Genomic DNA, 12173 nt, shown 5'->3' with positions numbered 1-12173 from the left:
CGCCGTCCGGCCCGCGTGGTCAGGACCCTCCCTCTCCCTGCGCCTGCTCCGCCGGTCCCCGGCTCTCCCGTTGCTCCCGCGCGTGATGGCCCAGGGCCGCGCTGCGGCTGGTCGCCAGGTGGTGCAGGACGAGCGCCTGTACGCGTTCCACGTCGCGCTCCGCGATGGCCTGGCAGAGGGCCTCGTGTTCCAGTGCCACGCCCAGCAGGTCGTCGTGCTGGCCCATGAGCCACCGCAGCCGGCTGCGCAGGACGCGCTCGAGCTCGTTGAGCAGCTCGTTGGCTGCCAGGGAGATGACCGTCTGGTGGAAGTCGGCCGCCGCCCTGCGGGCCCGTACCGCGTCGCCCGCGCGGGCCGCCTCCAGTTCGGCGTCCACGGTCGCGCGGAGCTTGTCCAGCCCGGCGCGTGTGTGCCGCTGGGCGGCGAGCCGGAAACCCAGGGTCTCCAGGCCCGAGCGGACCTCGTCGAGGTCGGCGATGTCGCTCGTGGTGAACTCCCGTACCACCGCCCAGGTCCGCGGTCGCGGCGTCACCAGGCCCTCGGACACCAGGGTCTTGAGAGCCTCCCGGACAGGCAGCCGACTCACGCCGAGTGCCTCGGCCAGCTCCCGTTCGACCAGGCGGCTGCCCGGCCGTCGCGCACCGTCGATGATCTCGTCGCGCAACTGCCGCGTGACCCGATCGGACTCGGGCATGAAGCCCTGTGACGCAGCCATCGCCGTCCTTCGTCTGTCTCCCCGTTCCGAGTCGCGCCGGCCGCGCCGGTGCGGAGCGTCGGTCGGGCGGCTCGTCAGAATACCCCGCGGCCGGCATGACCCGTGGTCGGCCGCAGGCCGGGGGCGAGGGACGGCACGGGACGTGTCATCCGGCCTTCGGGGGCCAGTTGACGATCCGCTTGGGGCGCGGGCGTGCGTAGGTGCGTACCTTGGACGTGGTCAGGCCGAGACGGACCAGTGACTCGGCGATCGTCACGGCGGCGGCGACCCCGTCGACCACGGGGACACCGGTACGTGCCACCACGCGTTCGACGAGGCCGGCCATGCCGCCGCAGCCCAGGCAGATCACCTCGGCCCGGTCGTCCTCGACGGCACGGGCGGCCTGTTCGGCGATGGCCTCCACGGCGGCCTGTCCGTCCCGCTCCAGTTCGAGGACGGCGAGCCCGCTGGCGCGTACGGAGGCGCATCTGGCGCCCAGCCCGGCCACCTCCAGCCGCTCCTCGATCAGGGGGACCGTGCGGTCGAGGGTGGTGACGACGGAGTAGCGTCGGCCCAGGAACTGGGCGGTGCTCGCCGCGGCCTCGGTGATGTCGACGACGGGGACGTCGAGCAGTTCCTGCAGCCCTTCCCTGCCGTGTTCACCGTATCCGGCCTGGATCACCGCGTCGAAGGGCTCCGGATGGGCGAGGACGGTCTCCATGACGGCGACCGCGGCGAGGTAGCTCTCGTAGTTCCCCTCTACGGACTCGGCGCCGAAGGCGGGCGTGAGCGGAACGATCTCGGTCCCCGGACAGGCGGCATCGGCCGCCTGCTTGCCGATCGCGTCGGTGATGGACTGCGTGGTGTTGACGTTGACCACGAGGATGCGCATGGGTGGGCCTTCCGCTGAGGTGGGCTATTCCGCGGCGACGGCGATGGTCTCGCCGTCCACGTCGCGGATCGGCGAGGCACGGTCGGCGATGACCGCGTACAGCGCGGCGGCGATGATCGCGCCGACGAACCAGGAGAACCCGGCCGCGGCGTGGAAGAAGGGCACCAGTGCGACGACGACGGCGATCGCGGCGCTGGGGACGAAGGCGGCGACGGCCCGCGGGTTGTAGCCGCGGCGGTAGTGGTACTCGGCGCCGGTTTCCTCGGTGTACAGGGCCGGCACGTTGACCCGGGACTTCCGCAGCAGCCAGTAGTCCGCCATGATCACGCCGAAGAGGGGACCGAGCAGGGCGCCCAGCCCGCCGAGGAAGTAGTTCACTACGACCGGGCTGTTGTAGAGGTTCCAGGGTGTGATCACCAGGCCCAGGACCGCGCTCACCAGGCCGGCCCGGCGGAAGTCGAGCCGGTGCGGGAAGAGGTCGACCAGGGCGTAGATCGGTGCCACGAAGTTGGCCAGCAGGTTCACCGCCACCGTCAGCGCGATGAGGGCGAGTGAGGCGACGGCCAGCAGGAACATGTTGGGGATGGTCCGCACGATGTCCGTCGGGCTGGTGATGACGTGTCCGTCGAGAGTGAACTGCGCGCCGCTGAGGACCGCCACGATGCCGGCGAAGAAGAGCATGTTCACCGGGATGCCGACCACGTTTCCGCGGACGATGGCGCCGCGGCTCCTCGCGGACCGGGTGAAGTCGCAGAAGTTCAGGACGAACGTCCCGTAGATCACGACCCACAGGGCGGCGGCCTGCAGCACCTGGAGCCACATCGCGCCGCCGGTGAACGGCTCACCGTTGGACAGGGAGACCGAGCCGTCCGCCCGGACGAACATCCACACCGCGAGGGCGCACATGGTGAGCAGCGTGGTGGGCGCCGCGAAGGCCATGTACCGGCGGATCATCTGCATCCCGTAGCTCACGATGAGCACCTGCAGGCCCCACAGGAGAAGGAAGGTGATCCACCCGAGCGTCGACTGGCCGAGCAGGGAGTTCGTGTCCAGGCGGGCCAGGCCGGGGAACATCGCCACCAGGAGAGTGCTCAGCACCGCGGCGGCGAGATAAGTCTGGATACCAAACCAGGCAATGGCGACGATGCCTCGGACGGCGGCCGGGATCTTCGCCCCTTTGATGCCGAACGCGATGCGGCTCATCACCGGGAACGGCACGCCCGTCTTGTGCCCCATGAACCCGGACAGCGTCAGCAGCAGGAAGAGCAGGACCGACGCGAGCGCGAAGGCGGCCAGGATGCCCCACACGTTCAGTCCGAGGGCGAACAGACCGAGGGCGAACGCGTAATTGCCCAGGCTGTGCACGTCGTTGGCCCAGAGCGTGAAGACGTTGTAGGCCCCCCAGCGGCGCCCTTCCCGTTTCGTCGGCGCCAGGTCGTACGTGTAGAGGCCGGAGCTGGTGGCGGTGTCGCTGGTCTCCGTGGACGAGCGGCGGTCTTCCAGGGCAGTCATACGGGACTCCTGGGATCAGGATGCGGGGAGTTGGAGAGTTCCACAAAGCGGAAGCGGCGTTCCGATGAACAGAACGTAGTTATCGCCGAAGAACATCGTCAAGAGGTCTGCGACAAATGGAATACCATTTTGCGGCCCTGTTGACAGTGATGCGAGGCGTCCCTAGCCTGGCGCCCCGCCATTACATCGATGTAAAGAGCTGTGGAAAGGACCACCGTGCTTCTTCCCAGCCCCTCGCACCGTCCCCGCGTGCACGTCGGCCTGCTCGTCGCCGCCCTCCTCGGCCTCGTCGTGGGCCTGCTGCCCGCGCTCACCGCGCCGGCCGCCGCGGCTTCGCGGTCACCGGCACCCCGTGCGGACGCCGCTGCGTCCGGCACGTTCCGCAACCCGCTCAACACCGGGCCGGACCCGTATATGACGCACTGGAAGGGGAACTACCACCTCACGACGACGCAGGGCGACAGCATCAAGATGTGGCGCTCCCCGTCGCTGGGTACGCTGGCGACCGCCGACCCGGTCACCGTGTGGACGGACACCGACCCGTCCCGCGACCGCAACATCTGGGCCCCGGAGTTCTACCGCTTCGGCGACCGCTGGTACCTGTACTACACGGCCGACGACGGCGTCGACGAGCACCACCGCCTCTACGTCCTGGAGTCGGAGCGCGACGACCCGGCCGGCCCGTACCACTTCAAGGCGAAACTCGCCCCGCCCAACCACGCGGACGACTTCGCCATCGACGCGGGCATCCTCCAACTCGGAGGCCGGCTCTACCTCGCGTACAGCGGCATCAACCAGTACCAGCACAACGGAATCAACATCGCCCCGCTGTCCGACCCGTACACCGTCTCCGGCGACGCCGTCGCCATCGACGCCGCCGGCGGATGCCCCGAGGTGCGGGAGGGACCGGAGTTCCTCTACCGGGGCGGCCGGGTCTGGATGACGTACTCCACCTGCGACACGGGCAAGCCCGACTACCAGGTGTGGATGATGTCGATGCCGCTGGACGCCGACCCGCTCGTGCCGGGGAACTGGCACCAGCACCAGGGCGCGGTGTTCTCCCGGGCCGACGACCGGGGCGTCTTCGGGCCGGGCCACCACGCCTTCTTCACGTCCCCGGACGGCACGGAGGACTGGATCGTCTACCACGCCAAGAGCACGTCCGCGTACACCTACACCAACCGCACCACACGGGCACAGAAGTTCACCTGGCGAGCCGACGGCAGTCCCGACTTCGGCCGGCCGCTCGCCACGGGTGCCACCCAGAACCTGCCGTCCGGCGACCCGGGAACCGGCAACTACTGGATCAACGACGACGGCCGCGCCGCCGGCCCCGGTGGCGTCACCTACACCGGTGCCTGGAACTCCGGCACGGGCTGCGCCACGCAGTGCTTCTGGGGTGACGACCACTGGAGCGATCGGGCCGGTGCCACGGCCACCTTCTCCTTCACCGGTACCCGCATCGTCCTGCTCTCCGTCAAGGACACGGGCAACGGCTACGCGGCCGTCAGCGTCGACGGCGGCCCCGAGCGGCGGCTGGACTTCCACGGCCCGATCCGCGTCGGCGAGGCGGTGCAGTACGTCAGCCCACGGCTCGCGTACGGCGACCACACCCTGCGGATCCGGGTGACGGGCGAGCACAACTCCCAGTCGGGGGCGTCCTTCGTGAGCGTCGACCGCGCCGAGGTCTACGTGAACTGACACGCCCGGCCGACCACCACGTCAGAGCCGCTCGCGGCCCTCCGTGCTCTCCCTCAGGACGAGCCGGTGGGCCACGATGCGGTCCTGCGGCGACAGCACCCCGGACTCGGTGGCCGCGCTCGCGCCGTCCGGTCCCGTCGCCTCCTCGATGCGACGCCGCAGCAGTTGTACGGCGACCCTGGCCACCGCCGCCTTGTCGGGGGCCACCGTGCTCAGCGTCGGTACGGAGAACCGCCCGCCCTCCACGTCGTCGAAGCCGATGACGGCGACGTCCTCGGGCACCTTGGCCCCGTGCTCGTGCAGGGCGCGCAACGCGCCCAGTGCCAGCTGGTCGTTGAGGCAGAGCAGGGCGTCGGGCCGGGCGCCGTCGCGCAGCGCCCGCGCCACGGCGTCCGCGCCGTCAGGCATCCTGAAGGAGTCGACCGGCAGCAGGGCGGCCGGATCGTAGGCGATGCCCGCTTCCGACAGGGCGGCACGGTAGCCGCGGGTGCGGGCCTCCGCGGTCCCCAGGCCCGAGTCGTCGCGCCCGCCGACGGCGAGGATGGTGCGGCGTCCGAGACCGATCAGATGGTGGGTCGCCTCGCGTGCGGCGCGCTCGTTGTCGATGGCCACATGGTCCGCGCCCTCCTCCAGCAGCTCCCCGAGCAGCACGGTGGGCGGGGCACCCACGCGATCGCGCAGGTCGTCGGCGGTCAGGGCGAGCGGACTCAGGATGATCCCGTCCACGAAGGTGGAACCGAAACCGGCCAGCGCCGCCAGCTCATGGGCGCGGTCCGCCCCGGACTGATGGATCAGGACGGTCAGGGAGCACTGCTCGGCCTCGCGGATGACATGCCGGGCCAGCTCGGCGAAGTACGGGATGTCCAGTTCGGGAACGACCAGGGCGATGATGCCGGTACGGCCCTTGCGCAGATGACGGCCTGCCAGATTCACCCGGTACCCGAGCTGCTCGATGGCCTCGCGCACCACCTGCCTGGTCCGGTCGGAGACATGGGCGTAGTCGTTGATGACATTGGATACCGTCTTCTCCGAAACGCCCGCATGACGTGCGACGTCCTTGATCCTGGGCCGTGCCACCGAGACCTCCCTGCCTCTCACGCGACTGCCGAGTCTATGTCCCGGAACCGCACGGACCGCCCCAGCTCTTTACAGCCAATGTACATCGATGTAAAAACAAGCCACCGCATGAGCGTCCGGCCGTCGAAAGGTCCGCGATGAGTTCCCGTTTGCCTGCCCAGGGGGTGTCGTCCGTGTCCGATCCGGTACGCCGCCTCAGCCGCCGTCGGCTTCTGCGCCACACCATGGCCGGAGCGGGAGCCCTGCTCGCCGCGGCCCCGCTGTCCGGCTGCGCCTCACGGGCCTCCGCCTCCGGAGCCTCCGCGCTGAGCGTCTGGGACCTGTTCCAGGGCGGCGACGGCATGCTGATGGACGAGATGATCGAGGCCGTGTCCACGGGGTCCGGGGGCACCAAGGGGCCCGAGGGAGCCAAGGGCTTCGAGATCGACCGCACGATCCTGGACTGGGGTCCGTCCTACTACACCAAGCTCGCCATGTCCGCCGCCGGCGGCCGGGCCTCCGACGTGGCCGCCATGCATCTGTCCCGGCTGGCGGGCTACGCGCCCGGCGGTCTGGTGGACCCCTTCGACCTGGACCTGCTCGCCGAGTTCGGTGTCACGCGGAAGGACTTCACGCCGGCGGTCTGGGAGCGAACGCAGCACGACGGGACCGTCTACGCGATCCCGCTGGACGTCCACCCGTTCATCGTCTTCTACGACAAGGAGGCCGCGGAGAGCGCCGGGCTCCTGGACCCCTCGGGTGAGCTGGCTCCGATGGGATCGCCCGAAGCCCTCCTGGACGCGGGCAAGGCCCTCGCCGAGGCGACCGGCCAGGCGGGCATCCTGTTCGGTCACGTCACCGACACGGCACAGAACTGGCGCCTGTTCGCCGGCCTCTACGCGCAGACCGGCGCCGAGTTCACCCTGCCGGACGGCGGTGCGCCGCAGATCGACACCGACGCCGCCATACGCGTCGTGACGCTGATGAAACAGCTCTTCGACGGCCGGACCAACCCCAACAACCTGGACTACAACGCAGCGCTGGCCGCCTTCACGAGCCGCCGCGGCGGCATGGCCATGCTCGGGGAGTGGGAACTGCCGACGCTGAAGAAGGCCGGCTTCCCCCTGGGCGCCGCCCCCTTCCCGCAGGTCTTCGACAGGCCGGCCGTCTACACCGACAGCCACAGCTTCGTCCTCCCGCACCAGGAGAACCCCGACCCCGCGCGGCGCCGCGAGGCCCACCGGTACGTCGCCGAGATACTCAAGCAGAGCCTCACCTGGGCGAGCGCGGGCCACATACCCGCCTATCAGCCCGTGCTCGCGGAGCCGGGGTACGCCGCCCTCGAGCCGCAGTCCTCCTACGCGGACGCGGCGAAGGTGGCGGTGCTCGACCCGCCCAACTGGTTCGTCGGCGCCGGTTCGAACTTCCAGAACCGGATGTGTCAGCCGCTCCAGTCGGCGCTGCTGGGCAACACGTCCGCCGAGAAGGCGGTACGTCAGATGGTCCGCGAGGCGGACGCGCTGCTGCGGCAGCCCGACCCGGTGGCCTGACCAGGAGAAGGAGTGACCGACGTGACCACCACCGCACCCCCCGGCGCCGAGGTGAAGACCGATCCGCCCCAGGCACGCGCGGGCGGCCGCCGCGCCGTCCTGCGCCGCCTGCGCGTCACCCCGGGCTCGGGCTCGGGCTTCGTCTTCGTCCTGCCGTTCCTGCTCGTCTTCGGCCTCTTCATGGTCTGGCCGATCGTGCAGGGGCTCTGGATGAGCTTCACCGACAGCTCGCTCGCCCTGCGCGACACGAGCTTCGTCGGCTTCGACAACTACACCGAGGCGCTCGGCGATCCGGACGTCTGGAGCAGCCTCGGCAACACGCTCTTCTTCACCGCCATCTCCAGCGTGCCACTGGTGCTGGTCGCGCTGGCGATGGCACTGCTGGTGCACAGCGGGCTCGCCGGACAGTGGGCGTGGCGACTGGCGTTCTTCGCCCCCTACCTGCTGCCCGTCACCGTGGTGACCATCATCTGGACCTGGCTCTACCAGCCGGACCTCGGCATGGGCAACCAGCTTCTCGGCGCGCTCGGCATGGAGCCCGTCGGCTGGCTGTCCGACGAGTCCGTCGCCATGTGGTCCGTCACCGCCCTCACCGTCTGGTGGACGGTCGGCTTCAACTTCCTGCTCTACCTCGCGGCGCTCCAGTCCCTGCCCTCGACCTTCGACGAGGCGGCGGCGCTCGACGGTGCAGGCGCCTGGCGGCGCCTGTGGTCCATCACCCTGCCGCAACTGCGCAGGACGACCGCGCTGGTGGCCATGCTCCAGATCCTCGCGTCGCTCAAGGTGTTCGACCAGATCTACATCCTCACCAAGGGCGGACCGGGCGGCTCGACCCGGCCCGTCCTGGAGTACGTCTACGACGTCGGCTTCACCGGCTACCGGCTCGGCTACGCCTCGGCCATCTCCTACCTCTTCTTCGCGCTCATCGTCGTCGTCTCGCTCGTGCAGCTCCGCCTCTTCCGCCAGGAGGACTGACCGTGTCCGCAACCGCAACGACCGTCCGCCCGCGGCGCCGTCCACCCCGTGCGGAGACCGGCGCCCCCCTGCTCCTCGGCCACGGCCGGCTGCCCCGCGTCCTGGCCGGCACGGCACTGACCGTCCTGGCAGTCGTCTGGCTGGTGCCCTTCCTGTGGGCGATCATCACCTCGCTGCAGAGCGAGAAGGACATCGCCACCGCCGGCCTGTCCCCGTTCAAGGGCGCCTTCACCCTGGACGCCTACCAGCAGATCCTGGAACGCGGGAACGTCACCGTCTGGGCCTTCAACAGCTTCCTCATCGCCGGCCTGGTCACACTGATCACGGTGGTGGTCTCCACCCTCGCGGCGTACGGCTTCTCGCGCGGCACGTTCCGAGGGCGCCGGGCACTGCTCGCCGTCACCGTCGCCGCCATCATGATCCCGCCGCAGCTGCTCGTCGTGCCGCTGTTCGAGCAGATGCTCCTGTTCGACCTGGTGGACACCTACGCGGCGGTCATCCTGCCCCAGGTCGTCGCACCCATGATGGTGTTCATCCTCAAGCGGTTCTTCGACGGCATCCCCAAGGAGCTGGAGGAGGCGGCCCGGATCGACGGCGCCTCCGAGTTCCGCGTCTTCCGGTCGATCGTGCTGCCGCTCTCGCGGCCGATCGTGGCCGCCGTGGCGATCTTCGTCTTCATCGGGGCGTGGAACAACTTCATGTGGCCGTTCATCGTCACCAACGACCCGGACCTGATGACCCTCCCGGTGGGCCTGGCCACGGTCAAGGACGCCTACGGCATCCAGTACGCGCAGTCCATGGCCTCCGCGCTGCTCGCGGCACTCCCGCTGATCGTGGTCTTCCTCCTCTTCCAGCGCCGCATCGTCAACTCCGTCGCCACCACCGGCCTCGGCGGTTCCTGAATCACACCCCCACAGCCGTACACACGGGTCCGGCGCTCGCGCCGGCCCACCGATCGACTGGAGCATGTGTGCCCACTCACTCCGCACCGCGCCCGGAGTACCCGCGACCGCAGTTCGTGCGCCGCGACTGGCTCAACCTGAACGGCGCCTGGCAGTTCGAGACGGACCGGGGGGACAGCGGACTCGAGCGCGGTCTGCTCGACCGGGAACTGCGCGGCGAGATCCTCGTACCCTTCCCGCCCGAGTCCGAACTGTCCGGCATCGGCGACACCGACTTCCTGGAGGCCGTCTGGTACCGGCGCGCCATCGCCCTGCCGGCGGCGTGGGCCGGACGCCGCGTGCTGCTGCACTTCGGCGCCGTCGACTACGACACCACCGTATGGGCCGACGGCAAGGAGGTCGCCCGGCACCGCGGCGGCTTCACCCCCTTCACCGCCGACCTCGGCGACGTCGCCGGGGCGGGGGACGAGGTCGTCGTCACCGTCCGCGCCCGCGACCCCAGGTCCGGCCCGCAGGCGCGCGGCAAACAGGCCGTGCGGTACGCCAACCACGACTGCAACTACACCAGGGTCACCGGCATCTGGCAGACCGTCTGGCTGGAGCCCGTCCCCGACCTCCACCTGCGCCGCCCCCGCGTCACGCCCGACCTGGCCGGTTCCGCCTTCCACCTCGAACTGCCCCTGTCCGGCAACCGGCCCGGCCACCGGGTACGTGCCGTCCTCGGCGACGCCCACGGCGAGGTGGCCCGCGCCGAGGCACGTGCCGACCTGGACCTCGCCCCGCGCCTGCACCTGCCGGTGCCGGACGACCGGCGACGCGAGTGGAGCCCCGGCGACCCGCACCTGTACGACCTGCGCCTCGAACTCCTCGACGCCGCCGGGCAGGTCGTGGACAGCGCCGAGAGCTACGCCGGGCTGCGCGCCGTGGGACTGCGCGGCAAGGCCGTCACCCTCAACGGGCGCCCGCTCTTCCAGCGGCTCGTCCTCGACCAGGGCTGGTACCCGGACGGGCTGATGACCGCCCCGACCGACGAGGCGCTGGTGAGGGACATCGAGCTGGCCATGGAAGCCGGCTTCAACGGAGCCCGGCTGCACCAGAAGGTCTTCGAGGAGCGTTTCCTGTACCACGCCGACCGTCTCGGCTACCTGGTCTGGGGCGAGTTCGGCGACTGGGGCTGCGAGACCGGCGGCTCCTCGGGCGACAACCAGCAGCCCGACGCCTCCTACGTCGGCCAGTGGCTCGAAGCCCTCGAACGCGACTACTCACACCCCTCGATCATCGGCTGGTGCCCGCTCAACGAGACCTACCAGAAGCTGCACGACCGCGTCACCCAGCTCGACGCCGTGACCCGGGCGATGTTCCTGGCCACCAAGGCCATGGACACCACCCGGCCGGTCATCGACGCCTCCGGCTACGCCCACCGGGTCGCCGAGACCGACATCTACGACGCCCACAACTACGAGCAGGACCCGGCCGCCTTCCGGCAGCTGATGTCCGGCCTCGCCAAGGACGCCCCCTTCGTCAACGCCTACGACGACGGAGCCCCCTACTCCCAGCCCTACCGCGGCCAGCCGTACTTCGTCAGTGAGTTCGGCGGCATCTGGTGGGACCCCGAGGCGGCCGCCGACCGCTCCGGCGAGGACCGCACCGAGTCCTGGGGCTACGGGGAACGGGTCCGCAACGAGGACGAGTTCCACGAACGGTTCAGCGGCCTGACGGAGGTGCTGCTGGGCGACCGCGACATGTTCGGCTACTGCTACACCCAGTTGACCGACGTCTTCCAGGAGCAGAACGGCATCTACCGGTTCGACCGCGGCCTGAAACTCGACGTCGGACGCATCCGTGCCGCGCAGCTGCGCCCGGCCGCGATCGAGGACCAGGACCCGGCCTAGCGAACCTCCGGGGGCCGAAGGCGGCGATCGCCTCCGGCCCTCCGGTCGCGCGGTGTCAGAAGGGACGGTCGCCCTCGATGGCGACGCGTTCGGCGATGCGCCGGTCCGAGCCGTAGTCGCCCACGGCGTAGTGCTGCGTGGCGCGGTTGTCCCAGAAGGCGATGTCGCCGGGCTGCCAGCGGAAGCGCACCTGGTACTCGGGGACGTGTGCCTGCTGGAACAGGAAGCGCAGCAGCCGGTCGCTCTCGTCACGGTCCATGCCGGTGATGTGGGTGGTGAAGGAGGTGTTGACGAACAGCATGCGCCGCCCGGTCTCGGGGTGGACGCGCACGACGGGGTGCTCCACGGGCGGGAACAGGTCCTGGTGCGGGATCAGCCGCTCGGGTCCGTAGAACCTGGCGAAGCCGGGGATGAAGTCGTGCACGGCCCGGGCGCCGTCGATGCGGTCCTTCACCTCCTTGGGGAGGTTGTCGTAGGCGGCCGCCATGTCCGCCCACATGGTGTCCCCGCCGAACGGCGGCACCTCGCGCAGCTGCAGGACGGCGCCGAGCGCGGGCCGTTCGCGGAAGGTGACGTCGGTGTGCCACACGTTCTCGTACGTCGGGGCGGACCCGGCGCTCTTGTCGAAGCGGACGACGTCGTCGCTGGAACCGGCGGCGAGCAGGGGGTTGGTCTCCAGCTCGCCCCAGTTGCCCGCGAAGTCGCGCTGCTGGTCGGAGGTGAGGTGCTGAGCGCGGAAGAAGAGCACCTTCCACTCCAGCAGGGCGCGGTTCAGTTCTTCGCGCAGGGCGGCACCGAGCGGGCGCGAGAGGTCGGCGCCGCGGATCTCGGCCCCGATGGTGCGCGCCTGCGGAACGACCTCGAAGTGTTCGTAGGGCCGCTCCTCCCAGCCCTCGGGCAGTCGGCGCAGTGTGCGCCGGCCCTCGTACATACCGTCCCCCGGAATGTGTGCTTCGCGAAGATCGACGGTCGGGCCGGCGGTCGTGACGGTCATGGGAG

The 12173-nt window shown here is 70.2% G+C and carries 10 protein-coding genes; 5 read left to right on the top strand and 5 right to left on the bottom strand.

Annotated features, from left to right (window positions below):
• Positions 1–19 precede the first annotated feature (19 nt).
• The 3 genes from QC283_RS19850 to QC283_RS19840 all read right to left on the bottom strand — a co-directional run bounded on the left by QC283_RS19850 (position 20) and on the right by QC283_RS19840 (position 3098).
• Complete coding sequence (locus QC283_RS19850) at positions 20–715, bottom strand: GntR family transcriptional regulator (protein WP_279562912.1); 696 nt, start codon at positions 713–715, stop codon at positions 20–22.
• Between the two features lie 145 nt (positions 716–860).
• Positions 861–1586, bottom strand: coding sequence for an aspartate/glutamate racemase family protein (locus tag QC283_RS19845; RefSeq protein ID WP_279562911.1), 726 nt, complete (start codon positions 1584–1586; stop codon positions 861–863).
• A gap of 24 nt (positions 1587–1610) precedes the next feature.
• Complete coding sequence (locus QC283_RS19840) at positions 1611–3098, bottom strand: NCS1 family nucleobase:cation symporter-1 (protein WP_279562910.1); 1488 nt, start codon at positions 3096–3098, stop codon at positions 1611–1613.
• 216 nt (positions 3099–3314) lie between these two features.
• Here QC283_RS19840 and QC283_RS19835 point away from each other — a divergent pair, with 216 nt between their 5' ends.
• Positions 3315–4799, top strand: a complete 1485-nt coding sequence (locus QC283_RS19835) for a family 43 glycosylhydrolase (RefSeq protein ID WP_279562909.1) — start codon at positions 3315–3317, stop codon at positions 4797–4799.
• 21 nt (positions 4800–4820) lie between these two features.
• Here QC283_RS19835 and QC283_RS19830 read toward each other — a convergent pair whose 3' ends face one another.
• Positions 4821–5876: a LacI family DNA-binding transcriptional regulator gene (locus QC283_RS19830; protein WP_279562908.1), complete on the bottom strand. Its 1056-nt coding sequence runs from the start codon at positions 5874–5876 to the stop codon at positions 4821–4823.
• A 137-nt stretch (positions 5877–6013) separates the two neighbouring features.
• On the opposite strand from QC283_RS19830, the gene QC283_RS19825 reads away from it, so the two are divergent.
• From QC283_RS19825 to QC283_RS19810, 4 genes are all read left to right on the top strand, one after another.
• A complete protein-coding gene (locus tag QC283_RS19825) occupies positions 6014–7405 on the top strand; it encodes an extracellular solute-binding protein (RefSeq protein WP_279562907.1) in 1392 nt (463 codons plus the stop codon).
• 21 nt (positions 7406–7426) lie between these two features.
• Positions 7427–8380, top strand: coding sequence for a carbohydrate ABC transporter permease (locus QC283_RS19820; protein ID WP_279562906.1), 954 nt, complete (start codon positions 7427–7429; stop codon positions 8378–8380).
• Between the two features lie 2 nt (positions 8381–8382).
• A complete protein-coding gene (locus QC283_RS19815; RefSeq protein WP_279562905.1) occupies positions 8383–9282 on the top strand; it encodes a carbohydrate ABC transporter permease in 900 nt (299 codons plus the stop codon).
• A gap of 68 nt (positions 9283–9350) precedes the next feature.
• Entirely contained in the window at positions 9351–11174 is a 1824-nt protein-coding gene (locus QC283_RS19810) for a glycoside hydrolase family 2 protein (RefSeq protein WP_279562904.1), read from the top strand.
• A gap of 55 nt (positions 11175–11229) precedes the next feature.
• Here the strand turns inward: QC283_RS19810 and QC283_RS19805 are convergent, their stop codons facing one another.
• On the bottom strand, positions 11230–12168 hold the full coding sequence (locus QC283_RS19805; RefSeq protein WP_279562903.1) for a TauD/TfdA dioxygenase family protein: 939 nt from the start codon (positions 12166–12168) through the stop codon (positions 11230–11232).
• Positions 12169–12173: the final 5 nt, after the last annotated feature.

Source organism: Streptomyces sp. DH41, from assembly GCF_029813785.1.
Taxonomy (GTDB): domain Bacteria; phylum Actinomycetota; class Actinomycetes; order Streptomycetales; family Streptomycetaceae; genus Streptomyces.
Note: the sequence above shows the minus strand (reverse complement) of the source record. Positions and strands in the feature narration are given on the sequence as shown.

Coding starts and splice junctions, on each gene's coding strand:
- QC283_RS19825 (WP_279562907.1), top strand. CDS start 6,014: ATGAGTTCCCGTTTGCCTGCCCAGGGGGTGTCGTCCGTGTCCGATCCG.
- QC283_RS19840 (WP_279562910.1), bottom strand. CDS start 3,098: ATGACTGCCCTGGAAGACCGCCGCTCGTCCACGGAGACCAGCGACACC.
- QC283_RS19805 (WP_279562903.1), bottom strand. CDS start 12,168: ATGACCGTCACGACCGCCGGCCCGACCGTCGATCTTCGCGAAGCACAC.
- QC283_RS19845 (WP_279562911.1), bottom strand. CDS start 1,586: ATGCGCATCCTCGTGGTCAACGTCAACACCACGCAGTCCATCACCGAC.
- QC283_RS19850 (WP_279562912.1), bottom strand. CDS start 715: ATGGCTGCGTCACAGGGCTTCATGCCCGAGTCCGATCGGGTCACGCGG.